The sequence below is a fragment of the Streptomyces sp. NPDC053048 genome, assembly GCF_044547045.1.
Lineage (GTDB): Bacteria > Actinomycetota > Actinomycetes > Streptomycetales > Streptomycetaceae > Streptomyces.
Genome location: NZ_JBITZS010000008.1, coordinates 435,403 through 456,716, shown reverse-complemented (window position 1 = coordinate 456,716; position 21,314 = coordinate 435,403). Strand labels below are relative to the sequence as shown.

General features: G+C 73.6%; 18 protein-coding genes and 1 rRNA gene. 12 read left to right on the top strand and 7 right to left on the bottom strand.

The window, feature by feature from the left end:
- The 3 genes from rrf to ACIG36_RS23745 form a co-directional block, all read left to right on the top strand.
- Positions 1-92, top strand: a 5S ribosomal RNA gene (gene rrf, locus ACIG36_RS23755); the annotation flags it as partial.
- Positions 93-324: 232 nt separating this feature from the next.
- Positions 325-1,416, top strand: a complete 1,092-nt coding sequence (locus tag ACIG36_RS23750) for a hypothetical protein (RefSeq protein ID WP_399931183.1) — start codon at positions 325-327, stop codon at positions 1,414-1,416.
- Positions 1,413-2,234, top strand: a complete 822-nt coding sequence (locus ACIG36_RS23745) for a hypothetical protein (protein WP_399931181.1) — start codon at positions 1,413-1,415, stop codon at positions 2,232-2,234. The genes ACIG36_RS23750 and ACIG36_RS23745 overlap by 4 nt, the downstream gene beginning before the upstream one ends.
- Positions 2,235-2,318: 84 nt before the next feature.
- On the opposite strand, the gene ACIG36_RS23740 is transcribed toward ACIG36_RS23745, so the two are convergent.
- Positions 2,319-3,623 carry a DUF1015 family protein gene (locus tag ACIG36_RS23740; RefSeq protein WP_399931178.1) on the bottom strand — a complete coding sequence of 435 codons (1,305 nt, stop codon included), beginning with the start codon at positions 3,621-3,623 and terminating at the stop codon, positions 2,319-2,321.
- 75 nt (positions 3,624-3,698) lie between these two features.
- Here ACIG36_RS23740 and ACIG36_RS23735 point away from each other — a divergent pair, with 75 nt between their 5' ends.
- On the top strand, positions 3,699-4,733 hold the full coding sequence (locus ACIG36_RS23735; RefSeq protein ID WP_399931176.1) for an HAD-IIA family hydrolase: 1,035 nt from the start codon (positions 3,699-3,701) through the stop codon (positions 4,731-4,733).
- A gap of 242 nt (positions 4,734-4,975) precedes the next feature.
- On the opposite strand, the gene ACIG36_RS23730 is transcribed toward ACIG36_RS23735, so the two are convergent.
- Complete coding sequence (locus tag ACIG36_RS23730) at positions 4,976-5,818, bottom strand: siderophore-interacting protein (RefSeq protein ID WP_399931173.1); 843 nt, start codon at positions 5,816-5,818, stop codon at positions 4,976-4,978.
- A 44-nt stretch (positions 5,819-5,862) separates the two neighbouring features.
- Positions 5,863-6,894 (bottom strand): ABC transporter substrate-binding protein, encoded by a 1,032-nt coding sequence (locus ACIG36_RS23725; protein WP_399931170.1) that lies wholly within the window; start codon positions 6,892-6,894, stop codon positions 5,863-5,865.
- Positions 6,895-6,950: 56 nt separating this feature from the next.
- Here ACIG36_RS23725 and ACIG36_RS23720 point away from each other — a divergent pair, with 56 nt between their 5' ends.
- The 3 genes from ACIG36_RS23720 to ACIG36_RS23710 are packed head-to-tail and all read left to right on the top strand — an operon-like array spanning position 6,951 to position 9,930.
- Positions 6,951-8,000, top strand: a complete 1,050-nt coding sequence (locus ACIG36_RS23720) for a FecCD family ABC transporter permease (RefSeq protein WP_399931167.1) — start codon at positions 6,951-6,953, stop codon at positions 7,998-8,000.
- A complete protein-coding gene (locus tag ACIG36_RS23715) occupies positions 7,997-9,034 on the top strand; it encodes a FecCD family ABC transporter permease (protein WP_399931164.1) in 1,038 nt (345 codons plus the stop codon). Before ACIG36_RS23720 ends, ACIG36_RS23715 begins: the two co-directional genes overlap by 4 nt.
- 26 nt (positions 9,035-9,060) lie before the next feature.
- Positions 9,061-9,930, top strand: a complete 870-nt coding sequence (locus ACIG36_RS23710; protein WP_399931161.1) for an ABC transporter ATP-binding protein — start codon at positions 9,061-9,063, stop codon at positions 9,928-9,930.
- On the opposite strand, the gene ACIG36_RS23705 is transcribed toward ACIG36_RS23710, so the two are convergent.
- Positions 9,878-10,225 (bottom strand): sterol-binding protein, encoded by a 348-nt coding sequence (locus ACIG36_RS23705; RefSeq protein WP_399931159.1) that lies wholly within the window; start codon positions 10,223-10,225, stop codon positions 9,878-9,880. The genes ACIG36_RS23710 and ACIG36_RS23705 overlap by 53 nt on opposite strands.
- Before the next feature lie 69 nt (positions 10,226-10,294).
- On the opposite strand from ACIG36_RS23705, the gene ACIG36_RS23700 reads away from it, so the two are divergent.
- Genes ACIG36_RS23700 through ACIG36_RS23690 form a run of 3 tightly spaced genes read left to right on the top strand, consistent with a single transcriptional unit; the run spans position 10,295 to position 12,300 of the window.
- Positions 10,295-10,516, top strand: a complete 222-nt coding sequence (locus ACIG36_RS23700; protein WP_399931157.1) for a hypothetical protein — start codon at positions 10,295-10,297, stop codon at positions 10,514-10,516.
- Positions 10,517-10,555: 39 nt separating this feature from the next.
- Positions 10,556-11,362: a TlyA family RNA methyltransferase gene (locus ACIG36_RS23695; protein WP_399931249.1), complete on the top strand. Its 807-nt coding sequence runs from the start codon at positions 10,556-10,558 to the stop codon at positions 11,360-11,362.
- Positions 11,359-12,300, top strand: a complete 942-nt coding sequence (locus ACIG36_RS23690; RefSeq protein ID WP_399931155.1) for an NAD kinase — start codon at positions 11,359-11,361, stop codon at positions 12,298-12,300. Before ACIG36_RS23695 ends, ACIG36_RS23690 begins: the two co-directional genes overlap by 4 nt.
- A gap of 333 nt (positions 12,301-12,633) precedes the next feature.
- Here the strand turns inward: ACIG36_RS23690 and ACIG36_RS23685 are convergent, their stop codons facing one another.
- Complete coding sequence (locus tag ACIG36_RS23685) at positions 12,634-13,998, bottom strand: S41 family peptidase (RefSeq protein WP_399931152.1); 1,365 nt, start codon at positions 13,996-13,998, stop codon at positions 12,634-12,636.
- Positions 13,999-14,119: 121 nt separating this feature from the next.
- On the opposite strand from ACIG36_RS23685, the gene recN reads away from it, so the two are divergent.
- Positions 14,120-15,871, top strand: coding sequence for a DNA repair protein RecN (gene recN / locus ACIG36_RS23680; protein WP_399931149.1), 1,752 nt, complete (start codon positions 14,120-14,122; stop codon positions 15,869-15,871).
- 488 nt (positions 15,872-16,359) lie between these two features.
- Positions 16,360-17,481: a glycosyltransferase family 4 protein gene (locus tag ACIG36_RS23675; protein WP_399931146.1), complete on the top strand. Its 1,122-nt coding sequence runs from the start codon at positions 16,360-16,362 to the stop codon at positions 17,479-17,481.
- A gap of 309 nt (positions 17,482-17,790) precedes the next feature.
- Here ACIG36_RS23675 and ACIG36_RS23670 read toward each other — a convergent pair whose 3' ends face one another.
- Together ACIG36_RS23670 and ACIG36_RS23665 are read right to left on the bottom strand one after the other, a co-directional pair.
- Positions 17,791-19,401 (bottom strand): PucR family transcriptional regulator, encoded by a 1,611-nt coding sequence (locus tag ACIG36_RS23670; RefSeq protein WP_399931143.1) that lies wholly within the window; start codon positions 19,399-19,401, stop codon positions 17,791-17,793.
- A gap of 69 nt (positions 19,402-19,470) precedes the next feature.
- Positions 19,471-21,273: a glycoside hydrolase family 15 protein gene (locus ACIG36_RS23665; protein WP_399931140.1), complete on the bottom strand. Its 1,803-nt coding sequence runs from the start codon at positions 21,271-21,273 to the stop codon at positions 19,471-19,473.
- Between the last annotated feature and the right edge of the window lie 41 nt (positions 21,274-21,314).

Genomic DNA, 21,314 nt, shown 5'->3' with positions numbered 1-21,314 from the left:
CGCCCGGTTACATTCCGAACCCGGAAGCTAAGCCTTTCAGCGCCGATGGTACTGCAGGGGGGACCCTGTGGGAGAGTAGGACGCCGCCGAACAATCTTTCAAGGACCCTTGGTCCCAGCGTTCACGCTGGGACCAAGGGTCCTTTTTGTATTTCTGCTTGTTTTTTGCCGAAGCGCGCCTGCCATCAGGGTGCGCGAGAATGACTGCGGTACCCGAAGACAGGAGTCACCTCGATGTCCACCAACTCTCCCGACGGTCGCTCGGGCGGCGAGTCGCGTCACGGAGGCCCGCGCGGCCCGCGCGGCGGCGGCTTCCGTGGCGGTCGTGACGACCGCGCCGGTGGTTTCCGTCGTGACGACCGTGGTCCGCGCCGCGACGACGACCGTGGCGGTTTCCGCCGCGACGAGCGTCGCGACGAGCGCCCCTCGTTCCGCCGTGACGACGACCGCGGTGGTTTCCGCGGCGGTCGCGACGACCGCGGCGGCCGTCCGGCCGGCGGTGGCTTCGGCCGTCGCGACGACCGTGGCGACCGTCCCTCCTTCCGCCGTGACGACCGCCGCGATGACCGCGGCCCCCGCCGTGACGACGACCGTGGCGGCTTCCGCGGCGGCCGCGACGAGCGTCGCGAGGACCGTGGCGGCTTCCGCCGTGACGAGCGCCGTGACGACCGCGCCGGCGGCTTCCGTCGCGACGACCGCGGCCAGCGTCCGGCCGGTGGCGGCTTCGGCCGTCGCGATGACGACCGTGGCGGTTACGGCCGCCGTGACGACCGTGCCGGCGGCTTCCGCCGTGACGACCGTCGCGATGACCGCGGTCCTCGCCGTGATGACGACCGCGGTGGTTTCCGCGGCGGCCGTGACGAGCGCCGTGACGAGCGTCCCGGTGGTTTCCGCCGCGACGACCGTGCTCCCCGCCGCGACGACGACCGCGGTGGCTACGGCCGTCGCGACGACCGTGGCGACCGTCCCTCCTTCCCCCGTGACGACCGCGCCCCCCGTCGCGGTGACGACCGCGGTGGCTTCCGCCGCGACGAGCGCCGTGACGACCGCGCCGGCGGCTTCCGTCGCGACGACCGTCGTGACGACCGCCGCGATGACCGTGGCCCTCGCCGTGATGACGACCGCGGTGGTTTCCGCGGCGGTCGCGACGAGCGCCGTGACGAGCGTCCCGGTGGTTTCCGCCGCGACGACCGTGCTCCCCGCCGCGACGACGACCGCGGTGGCTACGGCCGCCGTGACGACCGTGGTGGCTTCCGTGGCGGTCGCGACGACCGTGGCGGCGACCGTGGTCCCCGTCGTTCGTTCCGCGACGACCGCCAGGGCGGCGGTGGCTACCGTGGCGGCCGCGACGACCGTTCCGGCGGTTACGGGCGCCGTGACGACCGGGACCGTGACCGCGGTGACCGGGAGCCGGTGAAGCGGCTGCCGATCCCCGAGGAGGTCACCGGTGAGGAGATCGACAAGGACGTCCGCCAGGAGCTGATGAGCCTGCCGAAGACGCTCGCCGAGGACGTCGCCCGCAACCTGGTCATGGTGGCCAGGCTGCTGGACGAGGAGCCCGAGCAGGCCTACGAGTACTCCCGCGTCGCCCTGCGGCTCGCCTCCCGCGTCGCCGCCGTGCGCGAGGCCGCCGGCTTCGCCGCGTACGCGACCGGCAAGTACTCCGAGGCGCTCGCCGAGTTCCGTGCCGCTCGCCGGATGACCGGTTCGGTCGAGCTGTGGCCCGTCATGGCCGACTGCGAGCGCGGCATGGGCCGCCCGGAGCGTGCGCTGGCCATGGCCGGTGAGCCCGAGGTGCAGAAGCTCGACAAGGCGGGTCAGGTCGAGATGCGCCTGGTCGCCGCCGGTGCCCGCAAGGACATGGGCCAGGCGGACGCCGCCGTCGTCACGCTGCAGAGCCCCGAGCTGGCGTCGAACTCCGTCCAGCCGTGGACCGCGCGCCTGCGCTACGCCTACGCCGACGCACTCCTGGACGTCGGCCGTGAGGCCGAGGCCCGCGAGTGGTTCGCCAAGGCCCTCGAGGCCGACCAGGGCGGTACCACCAACGCCTCCGACCGGCTCGCCGAGCTGGACGGCGTGGAGTTCGTGGACGCCATGGACGAGGCCGAGGACGCCCCGGCGGAGGCCGCCGAGCCGGCCGAGCCGACCGCGGCCGAGTCCACCCCGGCCCCGGCCCCGGCCCCGGAGGCCGAGGACGTCGAGCGCAAGGACGCCGACGGCACCGCCGCGGAGTGATCAAGATCTGATCGAGGTCTGATCCAGACGTCGAGGGCGGGACTCCTTCCGGAGTCCCGCCCTCGACGTTTTTCGGTCCGGCTCTCAGTTCAGCGCCAGGCTCCGCAGCACCAGCCCCGTCGCCGGCTTGGGGCCGAACGACGTCGACTTGCGGGGCATCGTGACGCCCTGCTCGGCCAGTTCCCGTACGACGTCCTCGTGGACGGGGTGCATCAGCACCGCCGTGCCGCCGTGCCGCTCGGCCTGCTTCACGGCGGCCGCCGTCTCGTGGATGTACCCGATGTGCTCCGGGTCGTCCGGGACCTGCCAGATGTGCTCCAGGAGGACCGAGTGCAGCACCGTCGCGTCCAGCTCGCGCCAGGCCTGCGGACGGTCGGTGGGGACCGTACGGGCCAGCAGCTGCGGATCCGGCCGGTCCAGGAGGTGGAAGCGCCCGTCACCGGCGAGCAGGAAGGCGTTGCCGGGCCGGGACGCGGCCTCCTCCAGCGCCTCGAGCGCGTAGGGGAGCGTCTTCTCGATCGTCCGGACGCGGAAGGCGCCGCCCAGCGCGGCCAGCGCGTCCGCCACCGGCAGCTTGTGCAGCAGGCGGTGGATGGCCCGTACACGCAGCGGGTAGCGGGCCGTGTCCACGAGCAGGACCAGGCCGAAGTCCCAGGGGCCGGGGGCCGGCTGCTCGGCGCGCAGGCGCAGGTAGGTGGCCCAGCGGTGGTGGCCGTCGGCGATCAGGGCGTGCCGGTGGCCGAGGTCGCGGTCGATGCGGTCGAGGTCCTCGGGGTCGGTGATCGACCACAGGCGGTGGGCGTAGCCGTCGTCGGTCGCGGTGGACAGCAGGGGCTCGGTGCGGATGACGCGCTCGATGACGCCTGCCGCCCCCTCCTCGTCGTCGCCGCCCCGGTAGGAGAAGAGCAGGGGCTCGAGGTTGGCGCCCGTGTCGCGCATCAGGGCCGCGCGGTCCTCGATGATGTGCGGCATGACGTCCTCGTGGGGGAGGACGACGCCTTCCTCGCGGGGGGTGAGGCGCAGGGCGCCGATGAGGCCGCGCTGCAGGATGCCGTCGCCGCGCTGCTCGTAGACGTAGAGCGCGGGTACGGGGTCCGCGGCCAGGACGCGCTCCTGCTGCCAGCGGCGCAGCGTCTCGGCGGCCTGGCGGTGCCGGTCGGCGGGGGTGGCGGCCTGGGGGAGGATGAGCCGGACGATGTTGTGGGGATCGGCGGTCTCCAGGTGACGCAGGCCGTCGGGCCGCACGACGACGTCGTACGGTGGCGAGGTGACCGACGCGAGGCTGCCGACCCGTTCGGGGTCGTAGCGCAGCCCTCGGAAGGGAGCGAGGCGCAGTCCCTGCTCTGGGGGGCTGCCGTTGGCGCCGTTGCCGTGGCCTGGAGTGCTCATTGTGAAATGTTATGTCTCGAGGCCGGATGAGCAATGATCGTGGAAGAGACGTACAGCACAAGGAGCGAGCACAGCATGAATCAGACCGTCCGGACCCGGCCCGACGGCAGCGAGCGGCGGCTGAGCGAGGCCTATGACACGGCGCTGCTGGACCTCGACGGAGTGGTGTACGCGGGCGGCGAGGCGATCGCGCACGCCGTGGAGTCCCTGGGGACGGCCCGGGACGGCGGGATGCACCTGGCGTACGTCACGAACAACGCCGCCCGGACGCCGGAGACCGTCGCCGCGCACCTGACCGAGCTGGGGGTTCCGGCCGAGTCGGCCGACGTGATCACTTCGGCGCAGGCCGTCTCCCGGCTGATCTCCGATCAGCTGCCGTCCGGCTCACGGGTGTTGGTGATCGGCGCGGAGGGTCTGCGGGTCGCGCTGCGGGAGCGCGGGCTGGTGCCGGTGGAGTGGCTGGACGACGATCCGGCCGCGGTCGTGCAGGGGTACGGCGGTCCCGACATGCCGTGGTCGCGGCTGATGGAGGCGTCGTACGCGGTGGCGCGCGGGCTGCCGTGGTTCGCCTCGAACACGGACCTGACCATTCCGAGTGCGCGGGGCATCGCGCCCGGCAACGGGTCGGCGGTGCAGGTGGTGCGGATAGCCACGGGCGCGGAGCCGCAGGTGGCGGGGAAGCCGCTGCCGCCGATGCACCGCGAGACGATTCTGCGGACCGGGGCCGAGCGGCCGCTGGTCGTCGGTGACAGGCTCGACACGGACATCGAGGGGGCGCACGCCGGGGGTGTGGACTCGCTGCTGGTGCTGACCGGTGTGACGACGGCCGCGCAGCTGATCGCGGCGCGGCCGGAGCATCGGGCGACGTATGTGGCGGAGGATCTGCGGGGGATGCTTGTGCCGCATCCGGTGGTTTCCGGTGGGGCCGGTGACGGGGGGTTCCGGTGCGGGGGGTGGACGGTGTCGGTGGACGGTGGTGCGTTTGCCCTGGAGGGGGACGGGGAGCGGGTTGACGCGTTGCGGGCGTTGTGTGCGGCCGGGTGGACGGTGGCGGGGGCCGGTTCGTGTGAGCTGGATGCCGGGAAGGCGTTGGCGCGGTTGGGATGGTAGGGGTTTTCTTTCCCCCACCCCGCCCCTTCCCGTAACCGGGGCTCCGCCCCGGACCCCGGTCCTCAAGCGCCGGACGGGCTGGTGTGCTTGTCCGTAACCGGGGGCTCTGCCCCCGGACCCCGGTCCTCAAGCGCCGGACGGGCTGGTGTGCTTGCCCGTAACCGGGGGCTCCACCCCCGGACCCCCGGTCCTCAAGCGCCGGACGGGCTGGTAGCTCGTCCGGCGCTTGAGGTGAAAGCGTTTCAGCCCAGCTCCGCCAGCAGGTCCTCCTCCGTCGCGCCCTGGCGCCAGTAGCCGGTGAAGGTGATCGTTCGGCGGTCGAAGCCGCGGTCGTTCACCAGGTGGCGGCGGAGGGCGCGGACGGTGCCCGATTCGCCGGCTGTCCAGGCGTAGGGGGTGCCCTCGGGCAGTTCGGCCGCGCGGATCGCGTCGAGGGTGGGGCGGCCGGTGTTGCCCCGGATCAGCCAGGTGATGTCCGCGTCGGCGGCCGTCGGCAGGTCCTGGACGTCGTCGGGGTGCGCGACCTCGATCCACACCTTGGCCGGGGTGCCCGCGGGCAGCCAGGCGAGGATGCCGGCGGCCGCGGGCAGTGCCGACTCGTCGGCGGTGACGAGCACCCAGTCCGTGCCGGCGGGCGGCTGGAAGTCGACGCCGCCGTTCTCCTCGGCGACCGGGCCGAGAATGGCGACCCGGTCGCCGGGACGGGCCGTGCGCGACCAGTGCGAGGCCGGGCCGCTGTGGCCGGGCCCGTCCCCGTCCTGGCCGTGCTGGACGAAGTCGACGTCCAGCTCGTCCGGTGCGTAGCGCAGTTCGCGCACGGTGTACGAGCGCATGACGGCCCGTACCGCAGGGTCCTGGGTCCGCCATTCCGCGTACCAGCCCATGCCCAGGTCGTCCGGGAGCACCGGGGCGTCCTGGCCCGGCTGGGGCAGGAACAGCTTGAAGCGCTGGTCGCGGCCGCCGACGACCATGTCGCCGAGGCGGTCGCCGCCGAAGGTGACGCGGACGAGGGAGGGGCTGACGCGCTCGGTCCGTACGACGTGCAGGTCGAACCAGCGGTAGGGCGGGGGCGGGGCGTCGGTCATCGCGGGAGGCGGTCCTTTCGGTTTCGGTCGGTCGGGGCCCCGGGTCAGGACGTCTTCTTGGCCTTCTCGATGGCCGCGGCCAGGTTCTCGAGGAGCGGCGCGCAGCCCGCGTAGGAGAAGCGGGGCTCGCTGAGCCAGGGAGAGACCTGGCCGGCCTTGACGGCGGGGAGCTGCTCCCAGGTGGGCTTGGAGGCCAGGTCCTTGGGCTGCAGGGCGGAGGTGCGGCTGTCCAGGATGATCAGGTCGGCCTGGTACTTGTCGGCGTTCTCCCAGCTCAGGCTCTCGAAGTAGCCGCCCTTGTCGAGCTTTTCGGGGACGACGAAGTCGACGCCGAGCTCGCGGAAGTACATCAGGTCGGCGTTGATGCCGGGGTTGGAGACGTAGAACAGGTCGGCGCTGCCGGAGGCGGCCATGACCTTGATGCGGTGGGACTTGGCGGCCTTGCGCAGGGTCTCGGCGGCCTTCTCGAAGCGGGCCTTGGCGTCGAGGACCTTCTTGGCCTCGAGGTCGGCGCCGAGGGACTCGGCCAGCGCGGCGTAGCGCTTGATGGGCTCCAGCATGGAGACGCGGGCGGAGGTCAGGCCGACGCTGGGGGCGAGGCCGAGGATCTTCTTCTTGCTCTCCTCGGGCACGTACCAGAGGGCCTCGGGCTCGAACATGTTGCTGACGAGCAGGTCGGGGTCGAGGCCCGCGTACTTCTCGATGTTGAACTCGCCCCAGGCGTTGCCGAGGATCGTCAGCTTGGCGATGTCGAGGTCGCCGGCCTGCGGGTCGGGCTTGCCGTCGCCCAGCTTGGTGGGGCCGAAGACGCCGACGCACTCGACGCCGAAGTCGTGCAGGGCGGCCGCGGTGCCGGTGAACGCGACGATCCGCTTGGGGGTCTTGCCGGCCTTGACGGTCTGGCCGCGGTCGTCCTTGAACGTCCAGGCGCCGCCCTTGTCGCCGGATCCGTCGGAGCCGGACGAGGCGTCGGATGAGCCGCCCCCGCAGGCGGTGAGGAGGGCGCCGAGGCCCAGGGCGCCGCCGGCGGCCAGGAAGCCGCGGCGGGAGGGAGCTATGGTGCGGGGGGTGCTCATGGGTGGTGCTTCTCTCGATGGAGGGGGTGAATGTGAGGGTAGGCTAACCTAACCAGGTGTTGGTCGACAGTCCCCCTCCCCCCGGCGTCACCGCCCCGGAGGCCGCACCCCGCCGCCGAGGCGCCCTGCACGCCGCAGGGTTGCTCGCCGCCACGGGCGCGCTCCTCCTGGTCGTCGTCGCGTCCATCGCCATCGGCGCCAAGCAGATTCCCGTCGACCAGGTCTGGCACGGCCTGTTCCACTACACCGGCAACGAGACGGACGTGGTCGTACGGGACGTACGCGTCCCCCGCACCCTCCTCGGCCTGCTCGTCGGCGCGGCCCTCGGACTCGCCGGCACCGTGATGCAGGCCCTCACCCGCAACCCGCTCGCCGACCCCGGCCTGTTCGGCATCAACGCGGGCGCCGCGGCCGCCGTCGTCTCCGGCATCAGCTTTCTCGGCGTCACCTCGCTCACGGGATACGTGTGGTTCGCCTTCCTCGGCGCCGCCGCCGTCTCCGTGGTCGTCTACGCGCTGGGCGGCAGCCGGGGCGCCACCCCCGTGCGCCTCGCCCTCGCCGGCACCGCCGTGACCGCCGCCCTCAACGGCTACGTCTTCTCCGTCCAGCTGATGGACACCGCCGCCCTGGACCGGATGCGCTTCTGGACCGTCGGCTCGCTGGCGTCCGCCGACTCCGCCGTCCTCGGTCAGGTCGCGCCCTTCATCGCGGTCGGCATCGTGGCGGCCCTGGCGCTGGCACGGCCGCTGAACGCCATGGCGCTCGGCGACGACCAGGCCCGCGCGCTCGGCACCCGGCTGACCACCACCCGCGTCCTCGCACTGGCCTCCGTCACCCTGCTGTGCGGAGCCGCGACCGCCGCCTGCGGGCCCATCGTCTTCCTCGGACTGATGGTGCCGCACGTCGTACGCACCTTCACCGGCCCCGACATGCGCTGGGTCCTGCCCTACGCCACGATCCTCTCGCCCGTGCTGCTGCTCGGCTCCGACATCGCCGGGCGCGTCGCCGTCCGCCCCTCCGAACTGCAGGTCGGCATCGTCACCGCCCTCATCGGCGGACCCCTGTTCATCCACCTCGTACGGCGCCGGAGGATGGCTCAACTGTGAAGGCCGCACAAGCCCTGCGCACCCGCGGCGGGCTCTCCGTCCGCCTCGACCCGAGGGCCGCGCTCGTCGTGGTGCTCCTCATGGCCGCGGCACTCGCCGCGTCCGTCGCCCTCATCGGCACCGGCGACTACCCCATGTCGTTCGCCGACGTCATCCGCACCCTCACCGGCGGAGGGACCGGGGCCCAGGAGTTCATCGTCCACGACCTGCGGCTGCCGCGCGTCCTGGTCGCCCTGCTCGTCGGCACCGCCCTCGGGCTGGCAGGCGCGGTCTTCCAGTCCGTCTCCCGCAACCCCCTCGGCAGCCCCGACGTGATCGGCCTCGGCCAGGGCTCCACCGTCGGAGCGCTGCTGGTCATCGTCCTCTTCCAGGGCGGCACCACCGCCGTGGCCGGCGGCTCCGTCGTCGGCGGCATCCTCTCCGGAGCCCTGATCTACGCGCTGGCGTGGAAGAAGGGCGTGCACGGATACCGGTTCGTGCTCGTCGGCATCGCCATGGCCGCGATCCTCGTCGCCGTCATCGGCTACCTGCTCACCAAGGCCAACCTCACCGACGCCGCCCGCGCCACCACATGGATGGTCGGCTCCCTCAACGGCCGCGACTGGGACCAGGTCCGGCCCCTGCTGGCCGCCTGCGCCGTGCTCGTCCCCCTCGTCCTCGGCCACGGCCGCGCCCTGCGGATGCTGGAGATGGGCGACGACTCGGCGTACGCGCTCGGCGTGCCCGTCGAACGGACCCGGCTGATCACCATGGCCGCCGCCGTCCTGCTGACCGCCGCCGCCACGGCCGCCGCCGGGCCCATCGCCTTCATCGCACTCGCCGCCCCCCAGCTCGCCCGCCGCCTCACCCGCTCCCCGGGCCCCAACCTCACCGCCGCCGCCTGCACCGGCGCCACCCTGCTCGTCACCGCCGACTGGGCCTCCCAGCACCTCTTCGGCGCCGACCGGCTGCCCGTCGGAGCGCTCACCGGCATGCTCGGCGGCTGCTACCTGCTGTGGCTGCTGTTCACCGAGCGTAAGGCAGGACGGATATGAGCACGCACAAGGACAGGAACACCCCCATGAGCCGACTGACGGCCGAATCCGTCACCCTCGCCTACGACGGCCGCGTCATCGCCGAGAACCTCACCGTCGCCGTCCCCGACAACTCCTTCACCGTCATCGTCGGCCCCAACGCCTGCGGCAAATCCACCCTGCTGCGCGCCCTGTCCCGCATGCTCAAGCCCGCCGCCGGCTCCGTCCTCCTCGACGGCGCGGCCATCGGCTCCTACCCCGCCAAGAAGGTCGCCCGCACCCTCGGACTGCTGCCCCAGACCTCCGTCGCCCCCGACGGCATCACCGTCGCCGACCTCGTCGCCCGCGGCCGCTACCCCCACCAGGGCCTGCTGCGCCAGTGGTCCCCCGAGGACGAACGCATCGTCGAGGAATCGATGGCCGCCACCGGCGTCGCCGCCCTCGCCGACCGGTACGTCGACGAACTCTCCGGCGGCCAGCGCCAGCGCGTATGGATCGCCATGGCCCTCGCCCAGCGCACCCCGCTGCTCCTCCTCGACGAGCCCACCACCTACCTCGACATCCAGCACCAGATCGAGGTCCTCGACCTGTGTGCCGAACTGCACGAGGAACAGGGACGCACCCTCGTCGCCGTCCTGCACGACCTCAACCACGCCGCCCGCTACGCCACCCACCTCGTCGCCCTGCGCGACGGCCGGGTCGTCGCCCAGGGCGCCCCCGGCGACATCGTCACCGCCGAGCTCGTCGAAGAGGTCTTCGGACTGCGCTGCCAGGTCATCGACGACCCCCAGACCGGCACCCCCCTCGTCGTGCCGGCGGCGCGACGGCCGCGCACGGAGGCCGCGGCCGCGGCTGCGGCCTCCGCTACAGGATCGACCGCAGGCGCAGCACGTCCCGCAGGCCCGCCTTCAGCCTGACCCGGCCACCGGCCCAGGCACGCGCGAAGTCCAGCTTGCCGTCGACCAGGGCCACCAGGTCGTCCCCCGTCATCTCCAGCCCGATCTCGGCCCGCGCCTCCGGCGCCCCCGGCAGGGTGCGCACCTCCCTGATGCGGCCCTCCCTGAGGTGCCCCACAAAGGTGACGTCGAGATCGGTGACGTGGCAGCTCAGCGAGCGGTCGGGCGCGGCGACGGCACGGAGCTCGCCGCCCGCGCCCGCGAGATTCTCCGCCAGCCGCTCGAGTGCCGCACGGCACTCCTCGATGGTCGCCATCGCAATGGACGGTACACCGCGGAGCCCGGAACACCGGAGAAGCGCCCGGCACGGGGTAGCGTCGGAACCATGACCGAGCCGCAGCAGCCCCAGCCGCCCCGGCCCCTGGGCGTCGAGCGCACCCCCACCGGCAACGCCGGCGTCGACGCCCGGCTGGCCCGGCTGGCCGACGCCGACCACCTCGAGGCGAGCGGTCACCTCGAGGTGTACGAGGATGTACACCAGGGGCTGCGGGACGCGCTCGGCGCGCTCGACCAGCGCCCGGGGCCCGCCGGCCCCACGCGTCCGTGACGCGTCCGTACGACAACAGGAGCTGAACCGCACGTGGCAGTGACCCGCCGCCGACTCGACGCGGAGCTGGTGCGCCGCAAGCTGGCCCGCTCGCGCGAGCACGCGAGCCAGCTGATCGCCGCAGGCCGCGTGACCGTCGGCGGAACGACCGCGACCAAGGCCGCCACCCAGGTCGAGACCAGCGCCGCCCTCGTCGTCACCCAGGACGACAGCGACCCCGACTACGTCTCCCGCGGCGGACACAAGCTCGCCGGCGCGCTCGCCGCCTTCACGCCCCTCGGCCTGAAGGTCGAGGGCCGCCGCGCCCTCGACGCCGGCGCCTCGACGGGCGGCTTCACCGACGTCCTGCTGCGCGCCGGCGCCGCCCACGTCGTCGCCGTCGACGTCGGCTACGGACAGCTCGCCTGGTCGCTGCAGAGCGACGAACGGGTCACCGTCAAGGACCGCACCAACGTCCGTGAACTGACGCTCGAGCAGATCGACGGGCAGCCCGTCGATCTCGTCGTCGGCGACCTCTCCTTCATCCCGCTCGGGCTCGTCCTGCCTGCCCTGGTCGCCTGTTCCGCGCCCGACGCGGACCTGGTGCTCATGGTCAAGCCGCAGTTCGAGGTCGGCAAGGAACGGCTCGGCACCGGCGGCGTCGTACGCAGCGCCGAGCTGCGCGCCGAGGCCGTGCGGGCCGTGGCCGCGCGCGCCGCCGAGCTGGGACTGGGCGTACTCGGGGTTACCGCGAGCCCGCTGCCCGGACCCTCCGGCAACGTCGAGTACTTTCTGTGGCTGCGCGCCGGTGCGCCTGAACTGGACCCGGCGGATGTTGACCGTGCAGTGGCGGAGGGGCCCCGTTGACCACTTCAGAAGCACCATCAGCAGTACCGGCAGCACCGGCTGGACGCACCGTCTTCCTGCTCGCCCACACCGGCCGCCCGGCGGCCATCCGCAGCGCCGAACTGGTCGTCCAGGGGCTGCTGCGCTGCGGCATCGGCGTGCGGGTCCTGGCCGAGGAGGCCGCCGACCTGCCGCTGCCGGCCTCGACGGAGCGGGTCGAGGCCGGGCCCGGCAAACCGGACGTCCTCGAGGGCTGCGAGCTGCTGATCGTCCTCGGCGGTGACGGCACGCTGCTGCGCGGCGCGGAGTTCGCGCGCCAGTCCGGGGTGCCGATGCTCGGCGTCAACCTCGGCCGGGTCGGCTTCCTCGCCGAGGCCGAGCGCGACGACCTCGACAAGGTCGTCGACCGCGTGGTGACGCGCGCCTACGAGGTCGAGGAGCGGATGACCCTCGATGTGCTCGTCCGCAACGACGGGCACATCGTGCACACCGACTGGGCGCTGAACGAGGCGTCCGTGGAGAAGGCGGCGCGCGAGCGGCTGCTCGAGGTGGTGACCGAGGTCGACGGGCGGCCCGTCTCGCGGTTCGGCGGGGACGGCGTCGTGTGCGCTACGCCCACCGGGTCGACGGCTTATGCCTTCTCGGCCGGCGGGCCCGTGGTCTGGCCCGAGGTCGAGGCGCTGCTGATGGTCCCCATCAGCGCGCACGCGCTGTTCGCCAAGCCGCTGGTGACCGCCCCGGACTCGGTGCTGGCGGTGGAGGTGCAGCCGCAGACGCCGAACGGGGTGCTGTGGTGCGACGGGCGGCGGAGTGTGGAGCTGCCCGCCGGTGCTCGTGTCGAGGTACGGCGTGGTGCCGTTCCGGTGCGGTTGGCGAGGTTGCACCATGCGTCGTTCACGGACCGGCTGGTGGCGAAGTTCGCGCTGCCGGTGGCGGGGTGGCGGGGGGCGCCGCACTAGGCCGTCGGTGCGGGTCCGGGTCCGGGTCCGGGTCCGGGTCGGGGGCGGAGTGGGGTGGACGGGCCCTTCCGGGGCTGAGCTCTTCGCGGTGCCTGCCATCACGCTGAGGTTGCCCGGCATGAGCTGTAGCGGCGAAGAGCTCTTTACGCCCCTACCAGGGCCCGTCCACCCCACCCCGCCCCCTCACGCCGTTTGTGGGCCGCACCCGGTTGTGGGCAATCGTCCCGCTGGGCGATGGGGGTCCCCCCATGCCGTTCAGGCTATGGGGGAGGGTGGGCACAACCGGACCACCGGGCCGCACCCAACGCGGTGCCCCCGGTGCCGGGCAACCCCCTAGCGCCGCCCCGCCAGCCGCTTGCGCGCTTCCGCCAGTGCCGAGTCGCGGCCCGACGTCAGCTCCTCCTCGGTGAAGACCGGGGTACGGACATCCGGTGCGATCCCCTCCCCGTCGTACGACCGCCCCGTCCCCGCCTCGACAAACACCTCGTTCGGCAGCCCGAACATCCAGCCGTTCGGCAGCCGCCGTTCCAGGACGTCCGAGAACGACCCGTTCGTGTTCGCCCCGATGCGCGTCGGCCGCGAAGGCCGCCCCATGAGGGCCTGCGTCGTCGTTTCCCCCGCGCTGATCGTCAGCCGCCCGGTGAGGACCGCCAGCGGACCGGTGTAGACCGGGCCGTCCCGGTGCGGCAGCACCCGTACCGGCTCGGCCGGCGTGAACTTCCGCGGGTCCTTCGGATCGTTGCGCGCCTGCTTGAGGTAGGCCGTGTACGGGCGGTCCGTCAGCCGTTCGGCCACGCGCAGGCCCAGCCGGTCCGAGCCGCCGCCGTTGAGGCGCAGGTCGAGGACCAGCCCGCGCATGGCCCGCACCCGCTGGGGCGTGAGGACGGCGTCCAGTGCGCGGTCCAGCTCGGCGCTGTCCGCCTCGTAGGTCCTGGCGTCGGTGTAGTTCACGAAGCCGGTCAGGCGGAGGTAGCCGATCCCGTCCGGGAGCTCGGCGAAGGAGATCTTGCCCTTGCCCCACTCCTGGAGCCGGCCGGCGCCGACCTGTCCGGTGACCGACGCGTCGATCTTCTTGACCAGCTCCTCCGTGGGGAACGGCGTGTCCTCGCGATGGCCGCCGAAGCAGTTGTCCGGCTTCGCGCCGCAGTCGCCCCGCGCCACGTACGTATGGCCGTCGTGCAGCGGCTCCACCATCTTCGTCAGGATCGCGAACAGCTCGTCGTCCGTGGTCCGGTCCGTGACCCGCGGCCGGTAGCGGTCGCGGACGGACTGCCAGTCGACGCCCTTCATGGCGAAGAAGGGGTAGTTCTCCGCGTATGTCTGCCAGAAGGTGTCGAAGACGGCCCGGGGGCCCGTCGCGGGGTGGGGGTCGAGGCAGGCGGCGGGCAGGGCGGCGACGCGCCGCAGGGTGCGGTGGCCGACGGCGCCCGCGTACCCGAGCCGGGCCCGGCCCCGGCCGTCGGGGGTGACCGTGGCGGTGGTCTTCCCGAGCTCGGTGACGTCGCCGGGCAGGCAGCCCAGGGACGTCGTCTGGTACTCGCGCAGGAGCCGGCCCCCGTTCTCGAGGGAGACGACCGTGCCGTAGCCGTCCATCTGCCACACGCCGTCGAGGGAGGCGGTGGGGCGGGCGGTCGCCGTGGGCGCGGTGGTGAGGACGACGGCCGAGGTGAGGAGGGCGGCGGAGATCTTGGTGATCATGATTCAAGCCTGACGCCGCAAGGGTTCCCGGGAACATGGAGCCATCACCCGGAACGGTGGTGGGGCTCTCCCCCGGGCGATCGATGGGGGAGGCCGTCGCGAGCGGGCCCCGGAACCTCGTATGGTCGTATCCGTGTTGGAGGAGATGCGGATCCGGTCCTTGGGCGTCATTGATGACGCGGTGGTCGAGCTGTCGCCCGGTTTCACGGCGGTGACCGGCGAGACCGGCGCCGGCAAGACCATGGTCGTCACCAGCCTCGGGCTGCTGCTCGGCGGGCGTGCCGACCCCGCCCTCGTACGGGTGGGGGCCAAGGCCGCCGTGGTCGAGGGACGGCTCGCCGTCGACGGCCGCTCGGCCGTGGCCGTACGGGCCGAGGAGGCGGGCGCCGAACTCGACGAGGGCACCCTGCTCATCAGCCGCACCCTGTCCGCGGAGGGGCGCTCGCGCGCCCACGTGGGCGGGCGCAGCGTGCCCGTGGGGCTGCTCGGCGAGCTCGCGGACGACCTCGTGGCCGTGCACGGCCAGACCGACCAGCAGGGGCTGCTGCGGCCCGCACGCCAGCGGCAGGCCCTCGACCGGTACGCGGGCGACGCGGTGTCCGTGCCGCTGGCCGAGTACGCCGGCGCCTACCGCCGGCTGCGCGCCGTCGCCGCCACCCTGGACGAGCTGACCACACGCGCCCGCGAGCGCGCCCAGGAAGCGGATCTGCTGCGCTTCGGGCTCGACGAGGTCGCCGCCGTCGAACCCGTGGCCGGCGAGGACGTCGAACTCGCCGCCGAGGCCTCCCGGCTCGGGCACGCCGAGGCACTCGCCTCCTCCGCCACCGCCGCGCACGCCGCACTCGCCGGCAACCCCGAGGACCCCGAGGGCATCGACGCCGCCACGCTCGTCGCGGGGGCGCACCGGGCGCTCGAGTCCGTACGCGCTCACGACCCCGCCCTGGCCGCCCTCGCCGACCGGATCGGCGAGATCGGGATCCTGCTGGCCGACGTGGCCGGGGAACTGGCCGGGTACGCCTCCGACCTGGACGCCGACCCGCGCCGGCTCGCCGCCGTCGAGGAGCGGCGGGCGGCCCTCGGCCAGCTGACGCGCAAGTACGGCGCGGACATCGGCGAGGTCCTCGCCTGGGCCGAGAGCGGTGCCGCGCGGCTGGGCGAGCTGGACGGCGACGACGAGCGCATCGCCGAGCTGACGGCCGAGCGGGACGCGCTGCGCGCCGAACTCGGGGAGCTGGCACAGGCGCTGACCGATGCGCGGACCGAGGCGGCGAAGCGTTTCGCTGACGCGGTGACGGCCGAGCTGGCGTCGCTCGCCATGCCGCACGCGCGGGTCTCCTTCGCGATCCGGCAGAACGAAGCCGGCGACGCCGACGCCGGCATCGAGGTGGGCGGGCGCGCCGTCGCGTACGGTCCGCACGGCGCGGACGACGTCGAGCTGCTGCTGGCACCGCACCCCGGGGCCCAGCCGCGGCCCGTGGCCAAGGGCGCCTCGGGCGGTGAGCTCTCGCGGGTCATGCTGGCCGTGGAGGTCGTCTTCGCCGGGTCCGCGCCCGTGCCGACGTATCTCTTCGACGAGGTCGACGCCGGTGTCGGCGGCAAGGCGGCCGTCGAGGTCGGGCGGCGGCTGGCGCGGCTCGCGCAGACGGCGCAGGTCGTCGTGGTGACGCACCTGCCGCAGGTGGCGGCGTTCGCGGACCGGCACCTGGTGGTGGAGAAGACGCACGACGGCGCGGTGACGCGGAGCGGGGTGCGGGCGATGGAGGGCGAGGCGCGGGTGCGCGAGCTGTCGCGGATGCTGGCGGGGCAGGAGGACTCGGAGCTGGCGCGGGCGCATGCGGAGGAACTGCTGGAGGCTGCGCGGGGTGGGGCCTGACGCTGTGAGTGCGGTGCGGGCTTGTGTGGTGCGGGTGCGGATTCGTTGTGGGGCGGGGCCGGGGCGGTCTGGGCCGGGCCCTTCTGGGGCTGGATTATTTACGGCCCCCCTCCTGCGTAACGGTTGCCCGGAACGACGCCGCAAATAACCCTTACGCCCCTGCCAGGGCCCGTCCCAGCCCGCCCCGGCCCCTCCCGCCGGTTCGCCGGCTGCGGGCCGGTGGCGCCCCAGCGGTGCTGGGCAGAGTGGGCCGCCGCCCCGGTTTGTGGGCAATCGTTCCGCTGGGCGGAACGGGTGGGCACAAACCCACCCACCGGGCCGCACCCGAACCGTCACATCCCCAAAGTGGGTGAATCCGGAGATCTGTTAGCGAGGTGGGACGGGCCGACCTCGGAACGGTGGTGCCGTGATGTCGGCGGAGGCTGGCATCCTGGGCTCAGCACCTCGCCGTACGCCCCGCCCGACGTCGACTCAGGAGCTTCCCCCGCGTGAGCAGCACACCCGGCCCCTCGCACGGGCGGCCGCCCCTGCACGCTGTTCAGATTCTGGGCAGCGGGAGCGCGGGGAGCGGGGCCCATGTGCGTTCGCTGGCGGACGGGCTGGTGGCGCGAGGGCTGCGGGTGACGGTGTGCGGGCCGTGGGGGACGGGGGAGCGGTACGAGTTCACGGGGTCCGGGGCCGCCTTCATGCCGCTGTGCGCGGGAGCCAACGCCCTGACCGTCGCCGAGATCCGGGCCGCGAGCGCCGGCGCCGACGTGGTGCACGCCCATGGCCTGCGTTCCGGAGCCCTGGCCGCGCTGGCGCTGCGGGGCCGGGCCACCCCGCTGGTGGTCACCTGGCACGCGCGCGTACGGGCCGAGGGCGCCCGCTCCCACCTCGTACGGCTGATGGAGCGGCAGACCGCGCGGGCGGCCGCCGTACTGCTCGGAGCCTCCTCCGACCTTGTCGACCGGGCACGGCGGCGTGGTGCCCGGGATGCCCGGCTGGCACCGGTGGCGCTGCCGGCGCCCTGTGTGCGGCCCGACGAGGACGAATGCGTGCGGCTCAAGGCCCGTGCCGAACTCGGCGCCATGGCCAGGCCGTTGCTCGTCACCGTGGGCCGGCTCGAGCCCGGCCAGGGCCACGGCCCGCTGCTCGATGCGGCCCGCATCTGGCGGGAGCTGGACCCCGAGCCCCTGCTGATCATGGCGGGTGAGGGCAGCGAGCGGGCGGCGCTGCAGCGCCGGATCGAGGACGAACAACTGCCGGTCCTGCTGGTGGGGCGCCGCGACGATGTGCCGGAGCTGCTGGCGGCGGCGGACGTGGCGATCCTGCCGAGCCGCTGGGAGGCCCGGTCCCTCCTGGCGCAGGAGGCTCTGCACGCCGGCGTTCCGCTGGTTGCCACGGCGGTCGGGGGCGTGCCGGAGCTGGTGGGCGACGCGGCTGAGCTGGTGCCGTACGGGGATGCGGGGGCCCTTGCCGGGGCGGTGGCGCGGTTGTTGGAGGATCCGTTGCGGTGTGCGGAGTTGGTGGAGGCGGGGTTGGCTCAGGCGGACACCTGGCCGTCTGAGGACGACACCGTCGCCCACGTTCTCAGCGTGTACGACGAGCTGAGTCGGCGCCGCCCTTGACCATTGCGTTTCCGGGTGCGGTGCGGTTGCCCGGTGATGGGGTGGGCGGTTTGTGTGCGGCCCGGTGGGCCGGTTTGTGCCCACCCGTTCCGCCCTGCGGAACGACTGCCCACAAACCGGCGGCCCGCAGTCGGCGAACCGGCGGGAGGGGCCGGGGCGGGCTGGGACGGGCCCTGGCAGGGGCGTAAGGGTTATTTGCGGCAACGGTCCGGGCAACCGTTACGCAGGAGGGGGGCCGTAAATAATCCAGCCCCAGAAGGGCCCGGCCCAGACCGACCCGGCCCCGCCCCACAACGCACCCGCACCCACCTACCCCACGTGCCGCCGGGCCCGCAACGCAAGCCCCAGTGCCAGTACCGCCTCCGGATCCTCCAGGTCCGTGCCCAGCAGGCGGCCGATCCGGCCCAGCCTGTCGTACAGCGTCTGCCGGTTCAGATGCAGCTCGCGTGCCGTCTCCGCCTTGCGCCCCGCATGCGCCAGGTACGCCTCCAGCGTCGGCAGCAGCGCCGGCCGTGAGGTCGCGTCGTGGGCCAGCAGCGGCCCGAGCACCCGTTCCACGAACGCCGCCAGATCCCCGTGCGACCGCAGCCGCCACAGCAGCACGTCCACATCCAGCCGCCGCACATCGTGCCAAGCGCGCTCCGGCGGGCCCTGCGCTGCCACCGCCGCCTCCGCCGCGTGCCGCAGCCCCGCTCCCGCCGTCTCCCACGTGGCCGTCGCGCCCACGACCACCACCGGCGCCCGGAACGCGGCGCGCTCCGCCGCGGCTCGCAGCGCGGCCGCCACCCGGTCCGCGGCGGCCGTCCGCTCGGACTCCTCGCGCAGCCCCACCAGCAGCGGCACCCGCCCCTCCGGCAGCCGCACGCCCACCAGTACGGGCACCCCCGCTCCCGCCAGCTCCTCCTGCAGCGCACTCGCCAGCAGGGCCCAACTGTCCAACGGCACCAGGCCATTGGCTGCCCGCATGACCACCGGCAGCAGCGGCCCGGCCCCCGGCCGGAAGCCCAGGACGCGTGCCTGCGCGGGCGCGTCGGCCACGTCCAGCCGGCCCTCGGCGAGGTCGGTGAGGAAGTCGCCGCGTCCCCGTGCGGCCAGTTCCTCCTCCTGCCGGGCGCGCAGCAGCACGACGGCCAGCAGCCCGGCCGCCCGTTCGGCGGCGATCCGGTGCACGGGCGCGAGCGGCCCGTGCACCGGCAGGACGGTCATGCGGGCCCGCACCGCCCCCGCGCCCGGCCCCGGACCGTTGCCCGGGATGTCGGCGATGACGCTCCCGGGCAGCCCGGCGGCGGAGGCGCGCAGCCCGTCCCAGACGCGCAGCGGATCGGCGGCTCCCGGCGCGGGAGGAGGGGTGAGCGGTCCGGCCGCGTACAGCAGCCGGCCGTCGGGGGTCTCGAGGAAGACCGGGTTGCCCGCGAAGTCGGCGAACAGCCGCAGCACCTCCGGTACCCCGCCGCCGCCCAGCAGTACCTCCGTGCAGCGCCGGTGCACGTCCTCGGCGCGGCGCAGCAGGGCGTAGTGGGCGTTGACGAGCTCGGTGTGGATCTCCTCGGTCACGGCGACGAACGGCACCTCGCGGTGCAGCTGCACGAGCGGCAGCCCGCAGCCCCGTGCCGCGTCCGCCACGGCGGCGGGCAGCGTGGGGAAGCGGGAGCCCAGCTCGACCACCAGCGCCGCGATGCCGCGCTCGGCCAGGGCGCGGACGAACGCCCGCTGTTCGGCGGGGCGGCTGCCCAGGCCCAGGCCGGTGGTCAGCAGCAGCTCGCCGCCCTTGAGGAGGGCGGCGATGTTGGGGGCCTCCCCGGCGTGCACCCAGCGGACCGGGCGGTCCAGCCCGTCGCCGCCGGCGACCACCTCGGGGAGGCCGCGGCGGAGAGCGGGCACGGCGAGGGCTTCCGCCACGGTGATCGTGCCTGGTTCCATGGGCGGAACCTACCCGTACTCGGCGCTGTGGTTACCGGCTCGGGGTGCGGCCCGGCGGAACCGGCGGCGTCAGCCGCCGAACGCGCTGGAGGCCGTCAGGCGCAGGGCCGTGTCGATGAGGGGGACGTGGCTGAAGGCCTGGGGGAAGTTGCCCACCTGTCGTTTGAGGTGTGGGTCCCATTCCTCCGCGAGCAGCCCCAGGTCGTTGCGCAGTGCCAGCAGCTTCTCGAAGAGCTGGCGGGCCTCGTCGACGCGGCCGATCATCGCCAGGTCGTCGGCGAGCCAGAAGGAGCAGGCCAGGAAGGCGCCCTCGTCGCCCTCGAGCCCGTCGACGCCGGCCTCGGCCCCGGCGGTGGGGTAGCGCAGGACGAAGCCGTCGGGGGTGGACAGCTCCCGCTGGATGGCCTCGATGGTGCCGATGACGCGCTTGTCGTCGGGCGGCAGGAAGCCCATCTGCGGGATGAGCAGCAGGGAGGCGTCGAGTTCCTTGGAGCCGTAGGACTGGGTGAAGGTGTTGCGTTCCTTGTCGTAGCCCTTTTCGCAGACGTCCCGGTGGATGTCGTCGCGCAGCTCGCGCCAGCGCTCGAGGGGGCCGTCGACGTCGCCGGACTCGATGAGCTTGATGGTGCGGTCGACGGCGACCCAGGCCATGACCTTGGAGTGCACGAAGTGGCGGCGGGGGCCGCGGACCTCCCAGATGCCCTCGTCGGGCTCGTTCCAGTGGTCCTCGAGGTAGCCGATCAGGCGCAGCTGCAGCACGGAGGCGTAGTCGTTGCGGGCGAGCCCGGTCATGTGGGCCAGGTGCAGGGCCTCGATCATCTCGCCGTAGACGTCGAGCTGGAGCTGGCCGGCGGCGCCGTTGCCGACGCGGACGGGGGAGGAGTTCTCGTAGCCGGGCAGCCAGGGCAGCTCGGCCTCGCCGAGTTCGCGTTCGCCGGCGATGCCGTACATGATCTGCAGGTTCTCGGGGTCGCCGGCGACGGCGCGCAGGAGCCACTCGCGCCAGGCGCGGGCCTCCTCGCGGTAGCCGGTGCGCAGCAGCGAGGAGAGGGTGATGGCGGCGTCGCGCAGCCAGGTGTAGCGGTAGTCCCAGTTGCGGACGCCGCCGATCTCCTCGGGGAGCGAGGTGGTGGGGGCGGCGACGATGCCGCCGGTGGGGGCGTAGGTGAGGGCCTTGAGGGTGATCAGTGAGCGGACCACGGCGTCCCGGTAGGGGCCGTGGTACGTACAGTGGCCGACCCACTCGCGCCAGAACTCCTCGGTGGCCTCCAGGGACCCCTCGGGGTCGGGCAGCGCGGGGGGCTCGCGGTGCGAGGGCTGCCAGCTGATGGTGAAGGCGACGCGTTCACCGGCGGAGACGGTGAAGTTGGAGTACGTGGTCAGGTCCTTGCCGAAGGTGTCGGCGGTGGTGTCGAGCCAGACGGAGTCGGGGCCGGCGACGGCGACCGTGCGCTCGCCCACCTTGTGCACCCAGGGCACGACCCGGCCGTAGGAGAAGCGCATCCGCAGGGCGGAGCGCATCGGCACCCGGCCGCTGACGCCCTCGACGATGCGGATCAGCTGGGGTGCCCCGTCGCGCGGGGGCATGAAGTCGATGACCCGCACGGTGCCGCGCGAGGTGTCCCATTCGGATTCGAGCACGAGGGAGTCCCCCCGGTACCGGCGGCGGTCGGCGACCGGCGGGGCCGCCCCCGAGGGGTGCGCCGGGCCGACCCGCCAGAAGCCGTGTTCCTCCGTGCCGAGGAGCCCGGCGAACGCCGCGTGGGAATCGAATCGGGGCAGGCACAGCCAGTCGGCCGTGCCGTCCCGGCAGACCAGGGCGGCGGTCTGCATATCGCCGATGAGTGCGTAATCCTCGATACGCCCGGCCACGTCATCTCCAGTCGAACGGCATCCAGGACCCCTTCGCGGGG

Excerpts from the sequence above, each read along its gene's own strand:
- ACIG36_RS23685 (WP_399931152.1), bottom strand. The coding sequence starts at position 13,998 with ATGATCACCAAGATCTCCGCCGCCCTCCTCACCTCGGCCGTCGTCCTC.
- recN (WP_399931149.1), top strand. The coding sequence starts at position 14,120 with ATGGTCGTATCCGTGTTGGAGGAGATGCGGATCCGGTCCTTGGGCGTC.
- ACIG36_RS23710 (WP_399931161.1), top strand. The coding sequence starts at position 9,061 with ATGAGCCGACTGACGGCCGAATCCGTCACCCTCGCCTACGACGGCCGC.
- ACIG36_RS23705 (WP_399931159.1), bottom strand. The coding sequence starts at position 10,225 with ATGGCGACCATCGAGGAGTGCCGTGCGGCACTCGAGCGGCTGGCGGAG.
- ACIG36_RS23730 (WP_399931173.1), bottom strand. The coding sequence starts at position 5,818 with ATGACCGACGCCCCGCCCCCGCCCTACCGCTGGTTCGACCTGCACGTC.
- ACIG36_RS23670 (WP_399931143.1), bottom strand. The coding sequence starts at position 19,401 with ATGGAACCAGGCACGATCACCGTGGCGGAAGCCCTCGCCGTGCCCGCT.
- ACIG36_RS23700 (WP_399931157.1), top strand. The coding sequence starts at position 10,295 with ATGACCGAGCCGCAGCAGCCCCAGCCGCCCCGGCCCCTGGGCGTCGAG.
- ACIG36_RS23740 (WP_399931178.1), bottom strand. The coding sequence starts at position 3,623 with ATGAGCACTCCAGGCCACGGCAACGGCGCCAACGGCAGCCCCCCAGAG.
- ACIG36_RS23735 (WP_399931176.1), top strand. The coding sequence starts at position 3,699 with ATGAATCAGACCGTCCGGACCCGGCCCGACGGCAGCGAGCGGCGGCTG.
- ACIG36_RS23725 (WP_399931170.1), bottom strand. The coding sequence starts at position 6,894 with ATGAGCACCCCCCGCACCATAGCTCCCTCCCGCCGCGGCTTCCTGGCC.